Source organism: Vreelandella sp. DA03-1M (assembly GCF_055725665.1).
On the sequence record NZ_CM146798.1, the window covers coordinates 1759696 to 1778977 of the forward strand.

Consider the following 19282-nt stretch of genomic DNA (forward strand, 5'->3'; position numbering starts at 1 on the left):
GTAAACTCCTCAGGTACGCCGTAGCGGATCAACCAGATCGCGCAGCCCGTCGCCTAGCAAGTTAAAGGTGAACACTGCCAGCATGAGGGCCAGCCCTGGGAAGACGGCAAGCCACCACTGGCCCGAGACAATGTAATTGGCACCTTCAGCGACCATGATGCCCCACTCAGGGGTGGGTGGGCTGACGCCTAGACCTATAAACGAAAGCCCGGCAGCGTTTAGAATAGCCCAACCCATGTTGAGCGAAATTTGCACCATCATGGGGGGAAGTGAGTTGGGGAATATTTGAAATGCCAAAATACGCCAGTCCCGATTGCCGGATAATCGGGCGGCCTGTACGTAACCGGCCTGACGACGCACAGCGACTTCGGTACGCGCCATGCGGGCATAAAAAGGCAGGTTAATAATCGCCGTGGCATAGATGATGTTTTCAATGGTGTTGCCCGCTGCCGCGACAATCCCCATGGCCAGCACAAACAGCGGGAAGGCCATTATAGTGTCCATTAAGCGACCAGTAATTCGATCCGTCCAGCCGCCATAAAAACCGGCAATAGCGCCTAAGGTTGAGCCCACCACAAAGGCGATCGCTACGGCGGTCACCGCTATCATTAGATCGAGGCGAGTAGCGACCACCACACGTGAGAACACATCGCGCCCCAGGTGGTCAGTGCCAAACCAGTGCTGCCAAGAGGGCGCTTGTAGCGTACTGCTCGAATCAGTGGCTAATGGGTTATAGGGCACCAGCCAGGGGCCGAATAGCGCAGCGATCACTATCAGCACAAACAGCGCAAAAGCGACCGCTGTGACAGGGTTGTCGGTCATTACGTAGAGCAGGTGGCGTACGAAACGGCGTAGTGCGCCCTCTTTTGTGGTGCTCGCGGAGGTTAATGTGGTCATGGCGCTACTCCTGCGTATTTAGACGCGGATCCACCAGGGTGTAGATCACATCTATCAACAAGTTAAGGGCGACAAACAGCAGTGCCATAGTGAGTACAAACCCTTGTACTGAGGCGTAGTCCGATACCACCAAGGCTTCGACTGCGTAAGAGCCTATGCCAGGCCACGAAAACACTTGCTCTACCAATACGTTGGCCCCCAGCGCGAAGGAGAACACCATGCCTAGCGTGGTAATCACCGGCAGAATGGCATTGCGCAGGGCGTAGGTGAAAAGCACTTTTCGGCGCGGTAAACCGGCGGCACGGGCAGTGCGGATAAATTCGCTTTCCAGGGTTTGTAGCATGGCGGCGCGGGTCATACGTGCGATAGGCGCAAGGGTGAATAGCCCTAGCGTGATTGCGGGGAGCAGTAACTGCGATAGCGCTCCCCAAGCGGTTTCCAGGTCGCGATCAATCAGTGCATCAATGACGTAAAATCCGGTCACCTTGGGTGGCGAAAGATACAAAAAATCCAACCGGCCCATCGGTGAAGGAGCCCAACCGAGCAAATAGTAAAAGACGTAAATAAGCGCCAAGCCGGTGAAAAACGTGGGCAGTGATACGCCGGCGGTCACTACGGCACGGCATAGGTGGTCTACCCAGGTGTTAGGGCGCGTGGCGGCCAGAATACCCAGCGGTAAGGCAATAATCATTGAAAAGAGCAGCGCAAAACCGGTGAGCTCCAATGAGGCAGGCAAGCGGGTGGTGAGCTCGTGTATCACCGGCTGCCCAGTAGAGATTGCGGTACCCAAGTCGCCCCGGAACAGGTCTTGGACATAGCTGATAAACTGCAGTGGTAGAGGGCGATCTAGCCCCATGCTGACACGTATCTGCTGGATCGATTCGGCATTAGCGGCTGGCCCGGCAAAGTACGCGGCGGGATCCCCGGGCAGCGCCCGGGTAAGTAAGAACGAAACAATCACAATACCAATCAACACCGGTACCGCTTGAACGACTCGCCAGGCAATTAGGCGCGTTCGGGACATAGTGGCCATGCTGACTCCTTAACTGACACGCAGCGGGCGGTTATCGAGCTGGCGGTGATACCAGAACTCATAGCCCGAAATGTTGGGCTGCATCGCCACGTTGAGCGTCGGTTGGTAAAGCGGAATACGCGGCACATCTGCAAAGGCGATCTCGATCATGCGGCGAATTTTGGGCGCGTACTCAGGGTCATCCATAGCCATAAAGAGTGTTTCATCGACGAGTTGGGCGATCTCGTCGTTGTGGTAATTGGACGAGTTAAATAAATTGCCTTCGATATAGGCCCAGAAGAAGTAGTAGCAAGGCGTGTTGAGCCAGCCACCAAAGTTCTCCAAGTGTAAGGGCAACTGCTTATCTACCAGCGCGCGGGTGCGCCAGTTGGCACCGGGTATACGATCCAAGTTGACGGTAATGCCAATTTGGCCCAAGGCCTCTTGAATCAGTAGCGCGGTGGGTTCTGCCCAATCGGCTTGGCCTAAATCAAAGGAGAGAGGGACTTCAAAGCCCTCGGGGTAATCCGATTCCGCCATTAACTCGCGCGCACGTTCAAGATTGTTGCTGTAAGGAAAGGGTTGCGGCCAGGCAATATCAGCAGGCGACTCGCTATTACCTCCCCACATGGGAACGCCGCGACCATAGGCGGCATTTTGCATAATGGCTTCGTAGGGAATTGCCCAAGCAATGGCTTGGCGCACGCGTACATCCTGGAAGGGCTCGAACGTTAAGTTTGGGCAAAGCACATGCAGACAGTTCTCAATCGGCGTGCTGACCACTTTTACGTTGGATTGAGCGTCAAGCTCCATGGCATCACGGGGAGGCACGTCTTGTGACAAATGAGCATCGCCGCGTTCAAGCAATGCACGTCGGGTTGACGTGGAGGGTACTTCTCGCAAAATGACGCGTTCTGCCCCCGGCAGCTCACCGCTGGCCCAGTCCGGGTTGCGGCGATAAACCAACTGCTGGCCAGGCTCCCAGCGCTCGATTTGGAAAGCACCCGAGCCTGCCGGGGTGCGGTGCAGATATTCGGTCGCCCAAGGATCGTCATCAGTAGCGTGCTCTAACGCTAACTCGGAATTAATGACGATGGCGATCGGCGTCGTGAGGTTTGGCAGGGTAAGCTTGGAGGCATGAGGCAAATGAATGCGGAAGGTGCGCTCGTCGACGGCTTCAAATTGATCAGGGCTTGTCATCGAGCCAGCTGCCATCTGTGTGGTCGGAAAGCCGCCCAAGGTGACAGAGCGGTCAAATGACCACTTAACGTCCTGGGCGGTGACGGCACGGCCATCCCAGAAAGTGGCTTCACGCAAATAGAGAGTTATTGTGCGTCCATCTTCAGAGACTTCCCAGCTCTCCGCCAACTCGCCTTTTAGATTGTCGTAGTCATAGCTTAACGATCCATCTTCAAGCGTTTTGGTGCCAAACGTCATCAGGCGGTCATAGCAATTAACCGCGACTTGATAGCTGGGGCGATTGGTTCCGCTGCGGTGGATGTCGAGGCTGTTAATCGTACTGCCCATCACCACCACCAGCGTTTCATTAGCGCTGGCCATGGCGGGAAGTACTTTTAGAAAGGGGAGAGCGGCAGCACCTAGGGTTAAGGCGGAAGTGCTTTTTAGGAAGTCGCGACGGTTCATGGCAGATCCTCACAAGGGCATCGATAGTTGCCAATGTGTATGCACTTTGAGGGCCATGATATTGCAGATATGGGTGTTTATTTTTATAAAACAAATACTTGTTAATTTTAAAAAGATATTCAAAAGCAATTTTTAAACTGCTGATGCGATAAAACAGCGCAAAGTGCATACACTTTGCGCTGTTTTGGATCGCCCCTACCTTCTTACTTGCTGGCCCTTTCGCCAGGGCTGGGTAGATAGCACTACTTGCCAACGGTCTTGGCTGCGCTGTAAGTAGTCAAAGCATAGGCTGGCGCGCCAGCGCAGGGTGTCATCGTTGGCGGTGCTTAGGGTGGAGAATAGATTGGAAACGTTGGCTGCTGGGCGAGGTGTAATCGCTATGGCGTGGTCGCCGATTTGCAGCCAACGCAGTTGGCCTTGCTGATCTGTTTGAATCACTTCTTCAGCGGCATCACTGGAAAGTTGCTGCCAGTGCTCAACGTATTGATCGTGCGGGTGTCTCTCTTCTAAAGTGTTGCCGTCAATCCAGCGTAGTAAACCAACATCTCGTTCCAAACTGGGGCATAGATCCTGATAGCGATGCCAGGTGCATACCCCTAGCTCACTATCGATTTGGGTAATACCTGCAAAAGCAGTGAGCCCCGCCAGCCATTCAAGCTGGCGGCGGTTGCAGTCGTCTAAACCGGTGATGCCTGCAAAGTCAGGCGAGTCTGTAGGCAGGCGCAGGTCGGCATGCCAGTGTTTGCCCTGAATCCAATAAACCTGAGTAGTGGTGTCGGCCTGTTGGTAGGGCTCTTTAGCGGGTTCGGCGTAGAGCGTGCGCTGCCATACGCCGCGAAATGCTTGAGGTGTGGCAGGTAAGTCGACATTCATAAGGGGTTGTCCTTATGTTTGCCGTGCTGGCCCAGGCTACCTACTTCGCGGGCACCTTCGGGTAGCGTAATGTCGCCCTTTGCCAAACGCTCACGCAGATAGCGGAAGGTTTGAATGGTTTGGGCATAAAGATGATCGCCCGCTGTGAGCGGTGCGTAATGGGCTTTACCGTGTCGCTCGACTAATTCGGGCAGCGGCGCGACTTCGGTATGGTAATCGCAGGCGAAAAACAGCGGAAAGGAGTAGCGCTCCTGTTTCACTTTGCGCACCCGGTGGGAGGTCGCTACAAACTCCCCGTTGCTCCAAATTTCCAGCATATCGCCAATATTGACGACTAATGCATCCTCTTGATACGGCACGTCAATCCATTCGCCCGCACCGTTCATGACTTCAAGCCCTGGCGCGGTGGGTAGCAGCAAGGTAAAACACTCATAGTCGGTGTGGGCGCCAATGCCTTGGGCGTCTTCAGCATCAGGATTGTAAGGGTAGTGAATAAGGCGCAGTTGGCTGGGTGGTTTATTGACGTGACGCAGTAGCTGCTGTTCTTCAAGCCCTAAGGCCAATGCAAAGCCCCCCATCAGTGCACGGCCTACTTGATAAGCCGCCTCATAATAAGCGGCGACAGGCTTGCGGAAGCCGTCAAGGTCTGGCCAGGGGTTTGGCCCGAGCAATGGCGTTCCGGCTAACACCTCTGGGTCGCTTTCGGGGAGTTCAAAGGCGAGATCAAACGCCTCTTTCATATCAGGCTTTGCGGGGTCCGGCGACTCTTCTCCGGGCGGTACATAGCCACGGTGATGATGGTAGCGGCCAATATAGCGCTGCATCTTTGTGTCGGACGATTGTGCAAAGAAGCGCTTGGCTTGGCGAATCAACCCTTCGCGTAATGACTGATCAATTCCGTGCCCGACCATTTGAAAAAAGCCCACTTCCCGTGCGGCGCGGCCAAGGGCGTCGGCGACGGTTTGGCGCGCGGCGGTATCGCCATGGAGTAGGTCGTGAATGTCGATGACCGGAATGGCTTGGAAGTCAGCCAAGCGCTGATCGGCAGTATGTTGACTCATGATTCAGCCTCCTCTTCACTGGTGAGCACCACCAGCGGTTGCCCAGGCCCAATAGATGCCCCTTCGCTAATAGGTAGCCGGGCAACACGACCAGCGCTGTGAGCGGCGACCTCTACTTCCATTTTCATGGACTCCACTAGGGCGACTGCCTGACCAGCGCTGACCTGTTCGCCCTCTTTGACCAGCAGTTTCCACAGGCTGCCCGTGACCGGGCTTTCTATGCCGATTTCGTCATCGTCTAAGATTTCGATTTCAGCGCTTTCAGGTGCTTGATCTTCAAAGGTGAATTGGCCGTTGGCGCGCCAAGCGGCCATCTCTGCCTGGAAAGCGGCTTCACGCTTGGTGCGGAAAGCGTCAATGGCGGCGGCGTTCTTATCAATCTCGGCTTGATAGTCCGCCAAGCGAAAGCGAGCGGTTTCGATGGGTAAGTCATATCGACCGTGTGGGAAGTCGCGGCGAATTTGCTCGAGTTCTGCATGGCTGACGTTATGAAAGCGCAGCTGATCAAAAAAGCGCAGCAGCCAGGGGTTTTCAAAGTGCGCAGTGGTGCGGTAGCGGTTCCACATTTGTAGGGTGCGGCCGACAAACTGGTAGCCGCCGGGGCCTTCCATGCCGTAAACACATAGGTAAGCACCGCCAATGCCCACGGAGTTTTCCGCTGTCCAGGTGCGGGCGGGATTGTATTTGGTGGTGACCAAGCGCTGACGCGGGTCCAGCGGGGTGGCAACCGGTGCACCCAGGTAGACATCCCCTAATCCCATGACGAGATAGCGGGCATTGAAAACGATATCCCGCACCTCCTGTTCGCTCTCCAGGGCATTAATGCGGCGGATAAAGTCGAGGTTGCTGGGGCACCAGGGGGCATCGGGGCGCACGCTGCGCTGGTATTTATCAATCGCTTCCTGACAGGCGGGGTCATCCCAGGAGAGCGGTAGATGCACCACCCGCGATTCTACTTCCAGTGATTCCACATCAATCAGCGCCTGCTCGGCTTTTTGCAGATGCGCCAGAAGCACATCGAGACTCAGTTCCAGCGGCTCGTAGTGAATTTGCAGCGAACGAATACCTGGGGTTAGTTCCCGCAGTCCGGGCAGCGAGTGTTGCTGTAACCACAGCATCCAGGCGTGTACCCGAAAGCGCAGCGCGATATCCAGCTCCATGGCGCCAAATTCGATCAGCAGAAAATCGTCCCCGGCGCGGCGGTAAACGGTGCGCTCACCGGCCTGCTCGGCGGGTACATCGCGCAGGATCGGGGTGTCGCGTTCTGGCTGAATAGCTTCAACGGGGTTCGCGGTGAGGGTCTCCAACTGGTCGATCTGACGCGCTTCCAGGGCGCGGGCGGTGGCCAGACTGACCGGGACAAAGCGTAGCTTATCGCCAGCGGCGAGCTGCCCCAGCTTCCAGCGCTCGGCGCGGACCACGGTCGCCGGGCAGACAAAACCACCCAGCGAAGGGCCGTCGGGGCCAAGGATCACAGGCATATCGCCGGTAAAATCGATGGTGCCAAACGCGTAGGCATTGTCGTGGATATTGGAGGGGTGCAGGCCCGCTTCGCCGCCGTCGGCCCTTGCCCACTCGGGGCGGGGGCCAATCAAGCGCACGCCCGTACGGCTGGAGTTGTAGTGGACTTCCCACTCGTGGTCAAAAAAGCGCTGGATATCGTCATCGGTGAAAAAGTCTGGCGCGCCGTGGGGGCCGTAAAGCACGGCCACTTGCCAGGTTTTTCCGCCGTCTTGATGACCAAAGGTAGGTATTAACGCCTCCTCCAACTGTGCCTTGGAGGTGGCGGCAAGCGCGGGTAAATCGAGCATGTCGCCGCTACGCAGCGCACGGCCGCCGTGGCCGCCAAACTGGCCTAGCGTGAAGGTGCTGCGGGAGCCTAAATAGTGCGGGCACTCAATGCCGCCGCGCACTAATAGATAAGCGCGAGCACCCGCAGCGGCCTTGCCCAGGCTAAGGGTAGCGCCCGCAGGAATATCAATGACCTGCCAAAAAGCCACCGCTTCGCCATGCAGCGTTGCTGGGAGCCCGGCACCCGTCAGCACGATCTGGGTGGCGCGGTGAAAACGCAGCGTTGGGCCGGTCAGGGTGATTTCAAGCCCGGCGGCATCGGCGGGGTTATTCAGTAAGCGATTGCCGAGGCGAAACGACCAGTCATCAAAGGGCCCCGAAGGTGGCACGCCCACATCCCAGTGGCCTTGGCGGCCGGGGTAGTCTTGAATCGTTGTCATTGTGCCGGGGGCGACCACCTCAATGGCCGGTGGCGCCCACTCCAGGGTGGTTAGCCAGTGGGTGTCCAGGTCGGCGTCACGAAAACGCTCTGCCCGCAGCGCATGGGCAAGCCAGGTGCGGTTGGTGGTAATGCCGTAAACGCTGGCGTTATCTAGCGTGTCTGCTAGCTGTTCAATAGCTGTGCCACGGCTGTCGGCGTGAACAATCACCTTGGCTAGCATGGGGTCAAACAGCGCCGATATTTCCAGCCCGGCTTCAATGGCATGATCAATGCGCAGGCCATCAGCCTTCGGGAAATCGACTTCTGTCAGCAAGCCTGCGCTGGGGCGAAAGTCGTGGGCGGGGTCTTCGGCATACAGGCGTGCCTGCACGGCGTGGCCAGTGGGCGTAAGTGATTGTGCCAATGTTTCCAGATTGGATAATTCTCCGGCGCCCAGCTTAATCATCCACTCAACAATATCGACCCCATACACCATCTCAGTGACGCCGTGCTCGACCTGGAGGCGGGTATTGACCTCTAAAAAGTAGAACGCTTTTCGCTCGGCATCGTAGATAAACTCGACGGTCCCAGCGCTGCGATAGTTGACTGCTTTGCCCAGTTGAACCGCGGTTTCGTGGAGTGCCTGGCGGACGTGTTCCGGCAGGTTGGGGGCCGGGCACTCTTCGAGCACTTTTTGGTGGCGGCGCTGGGTGGAGCAGTCACGCTCACCGAGCGCCACCACGTTGCCCTGGCCGTCGCCAAATAGCTGGACTTCCAGGTGGCGGGCGCGGGCGATGTAGGCTTCCAGAAACACGCCGCCGTCGCCGAAGTTGCGCTCACCTAAGCCTTTCACCGAGTCAAAGGCGCGCGCCAGCTCGGCGGGGTTTTGGCACACCTGCATACCGATACCGCCACCCCCGGCGGTGGATTTGAGCATTACCGGGTAACCAATCTGCTCGGCGCTGGTGAGGGCTTCATTAACGCTTTCGAGAAGTTTGGAGCCGGGCACCAGTGGGACACCGGCTTGTTCGGCTAGGATGCGAGCCTGATGTTTTAAACCAAACTGTTCAATCTGTTCGGCGGTGGGGCCTAAAAAGGTGAGCCCGGCTGCGTCGCAGGCTTCGATAAAGCGGGTATTCTCTGACAGAAAGCCGTAGCCAGGGTGCACGGCTTGGGCACCGCTTTGCTTACAAATGGCTATCAGCTTGTCGATATTAAGATAGGTAGCGCTGGCCGAGCCTTCGCCCAGGGAAAAGGCTTCATCTGCCTGGTGAACGTAGGGCGCGTCGCGGTCGGCATCGGCGTAGACCACCACGCTGTCGATATTGAGTGCTTTTAGAGTACGTAAAATACGCGCTGCGATGGCACCGCGATTGGCAATTAGAACTTTGCTAAACGTCTTATTGATGGACATGGCACTGCCTGCAAACAAAGGCGGGTCGTCCCGCAGGTTGCTTGGCCTTCTAGGGTCGTCCCTAGGGCGAATCACTTATTCCCAAACCAGCAGCTCAATAGGCGTTGGGTTGTAGCCATTGCAGGGGTTATTGAGCTGAGGGCAGTTGGAGACCAGCACGATCACATCCATCTCAGCGACCATCTCCACGTATTTCCCCGGAGCGGAAATACCGTCCTCAAACGTCAGTCCGCCATCAGCGGTGACCGGAACATTCATAAAAAAGTTGATGTTGTGAGTAATGTCGCGCTTGGTAAGCCCAAACTCGGGGTAGTTGGCGATGGCCTGCATCCAGTTGTCCCGGCAGGAGTGCATATGGCGTTTTTCCAAATCGTAGCGCACGGTGTTGCTCTCGCTGGCGCAGGCGCCGCCCAGGGTGTCGTGGCGGCCGCAGGTGTCAGCGGTAATGGTCAGCATAGTGCGCCCTTCGCTGGAAATCAGCGGGGAGCCTGCAGTAAGGTAAACCCCGCCTTGCTCCCGCACGGTATCCATGGCGCTGTAGCGCTCGCTGGTATCATCGGCGCTAAAAAAAAGCGTGTCGGCGGCCTGGTTACCCTCTAAATCGAGAATGCGCAGGGTTTGACCGTGCTTGACGGTACCAATGTAGTGATCGCCTGCGTTAACCGTGGTGCGGCTCAAGGCATTTTCAGGGCGTAGGGTGCTTTCAATAATCATGCGGCGTCTCCCTTATAAGCCGAGGTGGTAAAGGCGATTGTTAGCAAAGCCACGGGCGTTTTCGGGCCGTGAACGGTAGCAGGGGTCGTCTTCCGTGGGCGGCTCTGTGGTGCCGAGGGCGATGTCGACACCGCGACGGGGGTAGTCGGCGCTGGGGTCGAGGGGGTGGGGGCAAGTGTGAAGCAACACTAGGGTATCCATCTCAAAGCGCAGCGTGACGCTTTGGCCGGGCTGGCAGTGGCCCGAGACATAACTCAGCTTGCCGTAGTCGTCGCTTTCTACCCGGGAAAACAGGTTGAGATTGGCCGCCATATCTCGGCGGCCCATGCCGTATTTGGCAAGCTCCACCAAAAAGGCATCGAAGCCGGTACGGGTCCAGTCGTTATAGGCCTGCTGATAGTTGACCGGCTGCCAGCCTTTTTTGAGCAAGTGGTAGGGCATCAAGTTGCCGCCAACGCTGTCGTGCCAGCCCAGGTCATCATGGGTAATCGAGGCAAAAATACGCCCCATATCCGAATAAAGGCAGTGGCCATGGGTGAGCTTAAAGGTGTGCTGGCACTTCAGGGTGTCAGGTAGATTTAAGCGTTCCAGCAGGTTTTCGGGGTTGTAGCACAAAAGCCCCACGTTGCTGTCGGCCTGCTGGGCGGTCAGGGTGAGCGTGGTGCCCCGGCGCAGGCGCAGCGACCAGTGGTGCCCGCCGGGTAAATGGGTGGTGTAAGCGGGTTCGCTGTTCATAAAAGCGTCTCCTGAGAATGAGTTTTCATGCCGCCCTGGTTGAGCGCCTCTTTTAATTCGGCAGAGGGACGGTCTCTCGAAATAGGTAGGTCATAAGTAATCGTCGCGCCATACGCTTCGGGGGCCTGCGGGTCGTGGCGAGTTTTATCGAAGACCCACAGCCGTGTGCCCAACTCAAAGGCTTCTTTTAAGTCATGGGTGATCATAAAGATCGTCAGTTGCTGCTCTTGCCACAGGCGATTGATCAGCACGTGCATGTCCTGGCGAATGCCTGGGTCTAGCGCGCCGAAAGGCTCATCAAGCAGCAGGATGCGTGGCCGCATCATTAGCGCCTGAGCAATGGCCAGGCGCTGCTGCATGCCGCCGGACAGCTCGTGGGGGTATTTACTAAGTGCGTGATCAAGGCCAACTTCGTCGATGCGAGAGCGGGCTTTTTCCACAGCACGTCGCTTGGCGGCACCGAAGCTCTTAGCCAGCAGTTTGGCGCTGTGTAACTCATCGGCGATCATCACGTTGCCGAGCACGGTTAAGTGGGGGAATACGGAGTACTTCTGGAACACCACGCCGCGATCAGGCCCCGGCTCATTGGGAATGGGCTGATCATCCAGCGTGAGGCTGCCCCGGGAGGTCGCTTCGGTGCCCAGCAGCATTTTAAGGAAGGTAGTTTTACCGCAGCCTGAAGCACCCACCAAGGTGACGAACTCGCCGGGCTCAACGCTGAAATTAAGGTTTTCGAGTACTACATGGTTGCCGTAATGCTTCTCTAATCGTTTGGCGGCCAGCAGGCTCATGACTTATCTCCTTCGCCTGAGTGGTACCAAGGGAATGCCAGCCGCGATACCCAGGCCAACAGTTGATCAAGCAGAAAGGCTAAGAGAGTAATCCAGGCCACATAGGGCAGAATTACGTCCATGGAGAGGTAGCGACGCACCAGAAAAATGCGGTAGCCAAGTCCTTCTTGAGCGGCAATGGCTTCGGCGGCGATCAAAAATAGCCACGCAGTGCCCAGCGCTAAACGGGTGGCATTTAATAGCCGCGGGGTAAGCTGCGGCAGCAGAACTCTTAACAAAACCTGCCATGAGCTGGCACCTAGGGTTTGCGCTTTGATCAACTGTTCGTCGGGCAGTCGCAGGGCGTGGCCTTGTAAGTCACGAATAAGAAAGGGCGTAACGCCAATCACAATCAGCGCAATCTTGGCGGCCTCGCCGGTTCCAAAAGCAATAAACAGAATCGGCAGTATCGCCATCGGCGGTATTAGCGAGGCCACCGTCACCAGGGGGGAAAGCTTGGCGCGGATAATTGGAATGCCACCATTTAAGATACCGACCATCAGGCCGATCAAGGCACTAATACCTACCCCGATCACAATGCGTTCTAGGCTGGCGAAGGTGTCTGTCCACAGCACAACCTCCCCCGTGCGCACGTTCTCGGCGGTGGCCAAGTGGTAAAAGGAGCTTGCCATGGTCGAGGGCGTGGGCAGCAATCGGTCGTTGGGGTTTTCCGCCAGTCTTGTATTGGAGAGGCTCAAATAGAGCATCGCCAGCAGCAAAAAAGGCAGCAAACCCAGCAGCCAGCGGCCGCCTCGAGAGGGTGCTAAGTTAATTAATCGCTTCATGACGAAGTCCACGGAAGATGAGAGCAGAGGGAGTGGCAATAGCCACTCCCGTAGCGCTAAAGTAGGAGCAACTCGTTACTGAGCGTCGAGGTAAGCCTGGGTAAAACTAGGATCGAAGCGCAGCTGTACATTGCCCTCATCGCCAAATACACCGCTGGGGGTTTCGATGCCGACGCCGCCAGCATTGGGTGCCATATCACCCAGAAGCCCGTGCTCAAAGCTGAACTCGGCGACCCGCTCCATTGTTTCGAGCAGCTCGCGGCTTTCCATTAACTCGATTGCTTCCGCTGGGTCGGTATACAGGTAGGTGGCGTCTAACTGATTCTTGTAGCCTTCCAGATCCGTGCCTGCGGCATCGGCCATAATAGTCAGCGCGTTTTCGTCATCTGCTTCAATTAGCCCCATCACCTCGTACCAAGCGCCCACTAAGGCATGACCAAGCTCGGGGTTATCCGCTAGTGTTTGTGTATTAACGACCATCATGTCGAGAATTTCGCCGGGAATTTCCGCTGAGGTATACACCACGTTACTGTCTGGCATATCTGCGATGGCGCTTAGCTGTGGGTTCCATGCGGCGACGGCCTCGGTGGTATCGCTAGAGAAAAGACCCACAATATCCGCATCGGAAGTATTGACCGTTTCAATATCGCGTTCAGTAAGGCCGACGCTTTCGAGGGCGCGTGCCAGAAAGTAGTGGGAGACACTGAACTGAACAAGGTTGACCTCACGGCCTTCAATGTCGGCAAGATCGTCGCTGCCCTTGAGCACAATGCCGTCGTTACCATCAGAGTAGTCGTTGATAATCAGCGCGGTAGAGTCGACGCCACTGGCGGCGGGGATCGTCAGCGCATCCATATTGGTCATGGCGCAGCCGTCAACGTTGCCTGAGGTGAACTGATTGATTGACTCGACGTAGTCGTTCACTTGCACCACATCAATACTGATACCGTACTCGTCGGCCCATTTATCGACCACGCCTTCAACATCAGCATAGGCCCAGGGCATCCAGCCGGCATAAATCGACCAGCAGACGCTAAACTCATCCTGCTCTTGTGCCTGGGCAGGCGCAGCGGCGACAAGGGTCGTTGCCAGCAGAGTGGTAGAGAGCGCGGCTGAAAGTGTAGCGAGGGGGAAGTGCTTTGGGGAAGTATGATTGCAACGGGTCATGGCAGCCTCCAGCGGCTAAGGGAAAACTCGGGGGCATCGGCGCATCACTGCACCTTGTCCTCCCGGGCTTTTGTCCCGCCGTGTAACCTAGCGCCTTGGCGTTAGGTCGATTGCTCTCGGACCAGCCACATCCATCAGGGGTTATGCGTTGATGGTGTCGGAACCCTAGCGATCTATTGGAAGCTAAATTGTCTAGCAGCGTTCGCTGCCGATACCCCGTTTGTAACACTTAGATATGGAGCAAAATCGTGACCGTTTCGAAGTAACTTTTTTTGTTTCAGAGAATTACAGTACATTCGCCTTCAAAGCAGCTGCGACACTAGCTCGCTTCATGCATCTTGATGGTGCGCAAAAGTCGCTATCTGCACTGATTTGTACCGTTTAATAAGCGCTATAGCGGCGTTTTGCTCGCTTTGCCGGGAATTTCACGTACCAGGCGTGGCATTAAGAAACCCGGTAAGTGATCGCGCAGTCTAGCAACAAGCTCGCGGGCTTCACTATCCGGCACATCAAAATGGGCGGCACCCTGCACCGGGTCTAATACATGTAAGTAATAGGGCAGAATGTCTGCTTCAAATAGCCGTTCCGACAGTGTCGCTAAAGTTGCCACGTCATCATTGACGCCGCGCAGCAGCACGCTTTGATTAAGCAGCGTAGCGCTTGTTTGTTTAAGGCGCGCGCAGGCATCTACCATGGCTTGGTCGACTTCATTGGCGTGGTTAATATGCAGCACCACCACTTTTTGCAGGCGTGTGGCGGAGAGCCAACCAAGCAGGGCGTCATCGACCCGGTCGGGAATTACCACCGGTAGGCGGGTATGAATCCGCAGCCTTTTAAGATGCGGGATGCTTTCTAGCTGTTCTACCAGCCATGCCAGCTGGCGATCGCTGGCAGCCAGCGGGTCACCGCCGGAGAGAATCGCCTCGTGAATAGTGGTGTCGCTTCGTAAGTAGTCGAGTGCTTCCTGCCACTGTGCTCTGGAGGGGGAGTTGTCGCTATAGGGAAAATGGCGGCGAAAGCAGTAGCGGCAGTTGATGGCACAGTTAGGGCTGGCGATAAGCAGCACCCGGCCAGCATACTTATGAATCAGTCCTTTAGCGGGCCGGTGGTCGGCTTCTGCGAGCGGATCGACGACGTATCCATGCGGCGTGAACGCTTCTTCGCCCAGCGGCAGCACCTGGCGCAGCAGTGGGTCGTCTATGTCAGCATAGGCTATTCTGTTGAGATAAGCCTCAGGCACACATACGTCAAACAGGTCGTGACCTGCTTGGGCGCCCGCCAACCAGTCGTGGCTTAGGCCCAGCCGGTCACAAAGTGTTTGCGGATCGCGAATGGCATGAGAAAGCTGCTGCTGCCAAGTAGGTTGCACCAGGGAGTCGCGATGGCTTTGCGTTTCAGACGCGGCGATAATGATGTTCTCCTGCAAAAAAGCCCTCCTTCGGGTTATCATGCGCACACTTATTTAACGACGCCATTTGCAACGCTGCTGGTATATAAACCTGCTGACGGCGGCAAAGTATGGTTTCGCGCACCACCTGTTGAAACAAATAACTGAAATGGATGATTGAGAGACATTATGGCGAACTATTCTACCAACGAATTCAAGGCCGGTCTGAAAGTAATGCTCGACGGCGATCCTTGTTCGATCGTTGAGAACGAGCTGGTCAAGCCCGGTAAAGGGCAGGCGTTTAACCGCGTTAAGCTGCGGAATCTGATGACTGGCCGCGTAGGTGAGAAGACTTTCAAATCCGGTGACTCGCTGGAAGGTGCCGATGTCATGGATTTAGAGATGGAATATCTCTATACCGACGGTGACATGTGGCACTTTATGAAGACCGATGGCTCGTTTGAGCAGTATGCGGTAGAGAAAAAAGCGCTAGGCGATACCGTTAAGTGGCTGAAAGAGCAGGTGCCTTATATCATTACGCTTTGGGATGATAAGGCCATTTCCGTGACGCCACCTAACTTTATCGAGTTGGAAGTCGTGGAAACGGATCCCGGTTTGAAAGGCGATACCGCCCAGGGTGGTTCTAAGCCTGCGACCTTGTCTTCTGGTGCTGTGGTGCGTGTACCGCTGTTTATCAACCAGGGTGAAGTGCTGAAAATTGATACGCGCAGTGGGGATTACGTTTCCCGCGCTTGATCGCTTTTTAGGGCGCTTGCATGTCTTAATGGCTACGCTATGTGCGTGGCCATTATTGTTTAAGGTGGTTTTTTTCAAGGAGTCGTTATGGCCATTGATTGGCAACCCTCAGCGTCTATTGAGACGCTCCGTGAGCGAGCGCGGTTAATGGCCAAAGTGCGCGCTTTTTTTGCCCAGCGTGACGTGCTAGAAGTGGAAACACCAGTGCTGGGGCAGGGGGGCAGCACGGATGTGCACTTGGTCTCGCTACACACCTTGGCGCGCACGGACAAGGGGCAGCGCCGTCTATGGCTGCAAACCTCCCCTGAATTCCATATGAAACGCTTGCTCTCAGCGGGCTGTGGGCCGATCTTTCAGCTTGCGCGCAGTTTTCGCGATGGTGAGATCGGCGCCCGGCATAATATCGAGTTCACTATGCTGGAGTGGTATCGGCCACAGTTTACGCTGGATCAACTGATTGATGAGACCGCGACGCTCATTATGTCACTGCTGCCCAGTTTTCCCGGCCCGCTTGTGCATTACCGCTACCGGGAGCTGTTTCATACTTACGTAGAGGTTGATCCGTTCACCACCTCGCTGGATAGACTGCGGGCGATAGCTGCCGAGCGTGCGCAAATGCCTATCCAATCCTTAGCCGATGAAAGCCGCGAGACGTGCCTTGACCTGTTAATGAGCGTTGTAATCGAGCCACAGTTAGGCCAGCAAGAGCTAAGTGTGGTGATTGATTATCCTGCTAGCCAAGCAGCTCTGGCGCGACGCCATCAAGACGTAGACGGTGAGTGGGTGGCTTCCCGCTTTGAGATCTATCTGAACGGTATTGAGTTGGCTAACGGCTACGATGAGCTGACCGATGCAGAGGAACAGCGCACACGCTTTGCTGAAGACAACGTTGAACGCCGCCGCTTAGGCTTGCCTGAGGTAGACGTTGATGAGTACCTGTTGGCCGCACTTGAGCATGGGATGCCTGAAGGTGCTGGTGTCGCCCTGGGGGTTGATCGTCTTATTCAACTGGCACTGGGTAAAGCACGCCTGGAAGACGTGCTTACATTCTCAACGCCTAATTGCTAGTGATTACCTAACGACTCTCCCATGCTGACCATTGTCGCCAGAGGACGCTCTTCAAAGTTGACGGGGTTAGCAAAGCACATCACGACCGTGGAGCCAAGCTTGAAACGGCCCATCTCAGCGCCTTTTTCCAGCACTATGGGCTGCCCAAACTGCATGCGCTGTGGGTAACCAGAAAGCGGCGTCACCTGCCCTGACCAGACGGTTTCGATAGCGGCGACGATCATCGCACCAACCAGTACCATCGCCATAGGGCCGTGCTCGGTATCAAAGATACATACTAAGCGCTCGTTGCGGGCGAAGAGGCCGGGCACGTAGTTGGCGGTGGCTTGGTTGACCGAGAAGAGCCGCCCCGGCACGTAGATCATTTCCCTAAGCGTCCCCGTCACCGGCATGTGCACCCGGTGGTAATCCCTTGGCGAGAGATAAACGGTGGCAAAGCTGCCGCCTAAGAACTCTTCTGCCAGTGCCGTATCGCCGCCGAGCAGGGTTTGCGCGGAGTAGGTGTGGCCTTTGGCCTGCACCAGTTGTCCGGCCTGTAGGCGTCCGTATTGGGAAAGCGTGCCATCGGCGGGGCTGAGGATGCCTTCTCCCACGGGCCGCGCATCGGCTTTAAGTGCACGGGTGAAAAAGTCGTTAAATGTGGCGTAAGCAGTGGGGTCTGGTTCCAGCGCCTGGCTCATATCAACGTTAAAGCGTTTTATAAACGCTTTAATCAAGGTGTTTTTTACCCAGGGATTATCACACTGGGCAAACTTGCCGGTCAGGCGCGATAGCGCGTGCTGGGGCAGCGGATACTGGAGTAGCGAAAAGGCTTTTTGGGAAAGAGTCACAGTAATATTTTCACTTCTCAACCGGTGTGTCGTCGCGGTTGCCCCATTCACCCCAGGAGCCCGCATAGCCGCGCATATTAAAGCCTAGCGCCTTGCCCACCAGCCAGGTAAAGCTGCTGCGGTGATGGCTTTGGCAGTGGGTAGCAATTTCCATGTCGGGCGTGAGGCCCAAGGCGCCTAGCTCGGTGATGAGCTCGGCGTAATCGCGTATACGTAGCGCACGGGTGCGGTCCATGGCGAGGAGCCAATCCATATTGACCGCTCCTGGGATATGGCCCAGGTGCTTGTTGTTGCCACGTACGCCATCGTACTCCTCTTTGGAGCGCGCATCCCATACCGCAAACTGCTTATCGTCGAGCTTCTGTTTGATTTCGTCGCAGGTAATCAGGGCTTGGGGGTTGAGAACCTCAGCATGGTATTCGCTGGGGGTTGGGGCGGTCGGTTGAGTACTCTCTTCCAGGCCCGCATCGCGCCAGGCGTGAATGCCGCCGTTTAAGTAGGAGTAGCGAGTATGGCCGATCAAATCGAGTGTCCAGAGTAGCCGCGCTGCCCAGCCGCCGCCTTCGTCGTCGTAAGCTACTACGTGAGTATCGCGGGTTAGTCCCAGTGTACTGAACAAACGTGATAGTGCCTCAACGCTGGGAACGTCGCTGGGTACCGGCCCTTCACCACGCATCAAATAGCGGAAATCGAGAAAAATAGCGCCCGGCACATGGCCCTGGCGATAGCTGTCGCCGTTGACCGGCACATCGATAATCAGTAGTTGCGGGTCATCTAAGTGCTCTTGCAGCTGCTCGGGTTCAACGATCAGCGGTAGCTGGTTGGATTCCGACGATTGGCGCTCAATACTCATGGGTAACTCCTGTCAACGTTAGCCATCCAAACTATCGAGAATGCGCCGATAGCTGGCAAAGCGGGCTGGATGAATCTTGCCTGCATCCACGGCGGCGAGTAAAGCGCAGCCGGGTTCATTACGGTGGCGGCAGTCGCGGAAGCGGCAATGACCAATATAGTCGTGAAACTCAATAAAGCCGTCGGTAACTTCCTGCTCGTTGAGGTGCACCAGGCCAAACTCGCGAATACCCGGTGAGTCGATGACATCGCCGTCGGCCACTTCAGCGCGACTCATGGTATAGAGGCGTGCCGTGGTGGTGGTGTGAGTGCCTTTGCGGGAGTCTTCCGAGAGCGCGCCAATGCGCAGGGTTTCATCAGGTAGCAGCAGGTCGATAAGCGAAGACTTGCCCACGCCGCTTTGACCGACAAAAACCGAGGTGCGCCCTTCGAGCTGGCTGCGCAGATCATCCAGTCCGGTTTCGGTGGCGGTGGTGGTGCGCACTACGGGGTAACCCAAGTCGCGATAGCGCTCTAATAATTTGCCCAGCTCGCCACCATCTTCTGGCAGTAGATCGGTTTTATTCAGCACCAGCACTGGCGCTATGCCGGTGGCTTCGGCGGCAACCAAATAGCGGTCGATAAGGTTGGCGTGAGGCGCGGGTTCGACTGCAAATACAATCAATAGCTGATCAATATTGGCGGCCACCGGTTTGAGCAGGCCGCGAGCGTCGGGGCGCTTAAGTACGCTATTGCGCTCTTCACGGGCCACCACTACGCCGGAGCCTTCTTGCCCTGCGCGCCATATCACTCGGTCGCCGGTGACCAGACCGTCCAGATTGGCGCGCAAGTGGCAGCGCACAGGTTCATTATCGCTATTGCGCACTTCAAGGGTGCGTCCAAAGTGAGCAACGACACGGCCCGGCTGTTCGGCACCGTATTCGCCGGCGGCAAGTTTTTCAGCGTCTTGCACGTCGCGCTTTTCAGCGCGCTGGGCACGTTCCGCCTGGACTTTATCGACTCGCCACTGCTGCTGACGACTTAATTTACGTTTGCTCATGTCTAC

The 19282-nt window shown here is 56.3% G+C and carries 17 protein-coding genes and 1 riboswitch; of the genes, 2 read left to right on the plus strand and 15 right to left on the minus strand.

Annotated features, from left to right (window positions below):
- Positions 1-9: 9 nt before the first annotated feature.
- The 12 genes from ACXUPB_RS08100 to epmB all read right to left on the minus strand — a co-directional run bounded on the left by ACXUPB_RS08100 (position 10) and on the right by epmB (position 14770).
- Complete coding sequence (locus ACXUPB_RS08100) at positions 10-897, minus strand: ABC transporter permease (protein WP_179914782.1); 888 nt, start codon at positions 895-897, stop codon at positions 10-12.
- Positions 898-901: 4 nt separating this feature from the next.
- Entirely contained in the window at positions 902-1930 is a 1029-nt protein-coding gene (locus tag ACXUPB_RS08105; RefSeq protein WP_179914783.1) for an ABC transporter permease, read from the minus strand.
- Positions 1931-1939: 9 nt separating this feature from the next.
- Positions 1940-3553: an ABC transporter substrate-binding protein gene (locus tag ACXUPB_RS08110; RefSeq protein WP_179914784.1), complete on the minus strand. Its 1614-nt coding sequence runs from the start codon at positions 3551-3553 to the stop codon at positions 1940-1942.
- Positions 3554-3748: 195 nt separating this feature from the next.
- Complete coding sequence (locus ACXUPB_RS08115; RefSeq protein ID WP_179914785.1) at positions 3749-4426, minus strand: hypothetical protein; 678 nt, start codon at positions 4424-4426, stop codon at positions 3749-3751.
- On the minus strand, positions 4423-5487 hold the full coding sequence (locus ACXUPB_RS08120; RefSeq protein ID WP_179914786.1) for an isopenicillin N synthase family dioxygenase: 1065 nt from the start codon (positions 5485-5487) through the stop codon (positions 4423-4425). The genes ACXUPB_RS08115 and ACXUPB_RS08120 overlap by 4 nt, the downstream gene beginning before the upstream one ends.
- Positions 5484-9113 (minus strand): urea carboxylase, encoded by a 3630-nt coding sequence (uca, locus tag ACXUPB_RS08125; protein WP_179914787.1) that lies wholly within the window; start codon positions 9111-9113, stop codon positions 5484-5486. The genes ACXUPB_RS08120 and uca overlap by 4 nt, the downstream gene beginning before the upstream one ends.
- A 75-nt stretch (positions 9114-9188) precedes the next feature.
- Positions 9189-9827 carry an urea amidolyase associated protein UAAP2 gene (locus tag ACXUPB_RS08130; protein ID WP_179914788.1) on the minus strand — a complete coding sequence of 213 codons (639 nt, stop codon included), beginning with the start codon at positions 9825-9827 and terminating at the stop codon, positions 9189-9191.
- 12 nt (positions 9828-9839) lie between these two features.
- The gene (locus tag ACXUPB_RS08135; RefSeq protein ID WP_179914789.1) at positions 9840-10562 is read right to left on the minus strand and encodes an urea amidolyase associated protein UAAP1; all 723 of its coding nucleotides are present in this window, start codon (positions 10560-10562) and stop codon (positions 9840-9842) included.
- Entirely contained in the window at positions 10559-11353 is a 795-nt protein-coding gene (locus tag ACXUPB_RS08140; protein ID WP_179914790.1) for an ABC transporter ATP-binding protein, read from the minus strand. Before ACXUPB_RS08140 ends, ACXUPB_RS08135 begins: the two co-directional genes overlap by 4 nt.
- The gene (locus ACXUPB_RS08145; RefSeq protein WP_179914791.1) at positions 11350-12177 is read right to left on the minus strand and encodes an ABC transporter permease; all 828 of its coding nucleotides are present in this window, start codon (positions 12175-12177) and stop codon (positions 11350-11352) included. The genes ACXUPB_RS08140 and ACXUPB_RS08145 overlap by 4 nt, the downstream gene beginning before the upstream one ends.
- Positions 12178-12252: 75 nt before the next feature.
- Positions 12253-13344, minus strand: a complete 1092-nt coding sequence (locus tag ACXUPB_RS08150; RefSeq protein WP_179914792.1) for a putative urea ABC transporter substrate-binding protein — start codon at positions 13342-13344, stop codon at positions 12253-12255.
- Between the two features lie 57 nt (positions 13345-13401).
- Positions 13402-13524: riboswitch (guanidine-I (ykkC/yxkD leader) on the minus strand.
- Positions 13525-13735: 211 nt separating this feature from the next.
- Positions 13736-14770, minus strand: a complete 1035-nt coding sequence (epmB, locus tag ACXUPB_RS08155; RefSeq protein WP_179914793.1) for an EF-P beta-lysylation protein EpmB — start codon at positions 14768-14770, stop codon at positions 13736-13738.
- Between the two features lie 150 nt (positions 14771-14920).
- Between epmB and efp the strand changes: the two genes are divergently transcribed.
- On the plus strand, positions 14921-15487 hold the full coding sequence (efp, locus tag ACXUPB_RS08160; protein ID WP_133730405.1) for an elongation factor P: 567 nt from the start codon (positions 14921-14923) through the stop codon (positions 15485-15487).
- A gap of 87 nt (positions 15488-15574) precedes the next feature.
- Entirely contained in the window at positions 15575-16555 is a 981-nt protein-coding gene (epmA, locus tag ACXUPB_RS08165; protein WP_179914794.1) for an EF-P lysine aminoacylase EpmA, read from the plus strand.
- On the opposite strand, the gene asd is transcribed toward epmA, so the two are convergent.
- From asd to rsgA, 3 genes are read right to left on the minus strand one after another with little or no spacing between them, the layout of a single operon-like run.
- Positions 16552-17385 carry an archaetidylserine decarboxylase gene (gene asd, locus ACXUPB_RS08170; RefSeq protein WP_179914795.1) on the minus strand — a complete coding sequence of 278 codons (834 nt, stop codon included), beginning with the start codon at positions 17383-17385 and terminating at the stop codon, positions 16552-16554. The two genes, epmA and asd, sit on opposite strands and share 4 nt — an antisense overlap.
- A gap of 10 nt (positions 17386-17395) precedes the next feature.
- Positions 17396-18238, minus strand: a complete 843-nt coding sequence (locus ACXUPB_RS08175; protein ID WP_472956177.1) for a sulfurtransferase — start codon at positions 18236-18238, stop codon at positions 17396-17398.
- Between the two features lie 18 nt (positions 18239-18256).
- Positions 18257-19276 (minus strand): small ribosomal subunit biogenesis GTPase RsgA, encoded by a 1020-nt coding sequence (rsgA, locus tag ACXUPB_RS08180; RefSeq protein WP_472956178.1) that lies wholly within the window; start codon positions 19274-19276, stop codon positions 18257-18259.
- Between the last annotated feature and the right edge of the window lie 6 nt (positions 19277-19282).

Bases quoted from the DNA above. Each gene is read 5' to 3' on its own strand.
- ACXUPB_RS08140 (WP_179914790.1), bottom strand. From the start codon at position 11,353: ATGAGCCTGCTGGCCGCCAAACGATTAGAGAAGCATTACGGCAACCAT.
- ACXUPB_RS08120 (WP_179914786.1), bottom strand. From the start codon at position 5,487: ATGAGTCAACATACTGCCGATCAGCGCTTGGCTGACTTCCAAGCCATT.
- ACXUPB_RS08105 (WP_179914783.1), bottom strand. From the start codon at position 1,930: ATGGCCACTATGTCCCGAACGCGCCTAATTGCCTGGCGAGTCGTTCAA.
- uca (WP_179914787.1), bottom strand. From the start codon at position 9,113: ATGTCCATCAATAAGACGTTTAGCAAAGTTCTAATTGCCAATCGCGGT.
- ACXUPB_RS08145 (WP_179914791.1), bottom strand. From the start codon at position 12,177: ATGAAGCGATTAATTAACTTAGCACCCTCTCGAGGCGGCCGCTGGCTG.
- ACXUPB_RS08100 (WP_179914782.1), bottom strand. From the start codon at position 897: ATGACCACATTAACCTCCGCGAGCACCACAAAAGAGGGCGCACTACGC.
- ACXUPB_RS08110 (WP_179914784.1), bottom strand. From the start codon at position 3,553: ATGAACCGTCGCGACTTCCTAAAAAGCACTTCCGCCTTAACCCTAGGT.
- ACXUPB_RS08175 (WP_472956177.1), bottom strand. From the start codon at position 18,238: ATGAGTATTGAGCGCCAATCGTCGGAATCCAACCAGCTACCGCTGATC.
- ACXUPB_RS08150 (WP_179914792.1), bottom strand. From the start codon at position 13,344: ATGACCCGTTGCAATCATACTTCCCCAAAGCACTTCCCCCTCGCTACA.
- epmA (WP_179914794.1), top strand. From the start codon at position 15,575: ATGGCCATTGATTGGCAACCCTCAGCGTCTATTGAGACGCTCCGTGAG.
- ACXUPB_RS08135 (WP_179914789.1), bottom strand. From the start codon at position 10,562: ATGAACAGCGAACCCGCTTACACCACCCATTTACCCGGCGGGCACCAC.
- efp (WP_133730405.1), top strand. From the start codon at position 14,921: ATGGCGAACTATTCTACCAACGAATTCAAGGCCGGTCTGAAAGTAATG.
- ACXUPB_RS08115 (WP_179914785.1), bottom strand. From the start codon at position 4,426: ATGAATGTCGACTTACCTGCCACACCTCAAGCATTTCGCGGCGTATGG.
- rsgA (WP_472956178.1), bottom strand. From the start codon at position 19,276: ATGAGCAAACGTAAATTAAGTCGTCAGCAGCAGTGGCGAGTCGATAAA.
- ACXUPB_RS08130 (WP_179914788.1), bottom strand. From the start codon at position 9,827: ATGATTATTGAAAGCACCCTACGCCCTGAAAATGCCTTGAGCCGCACC.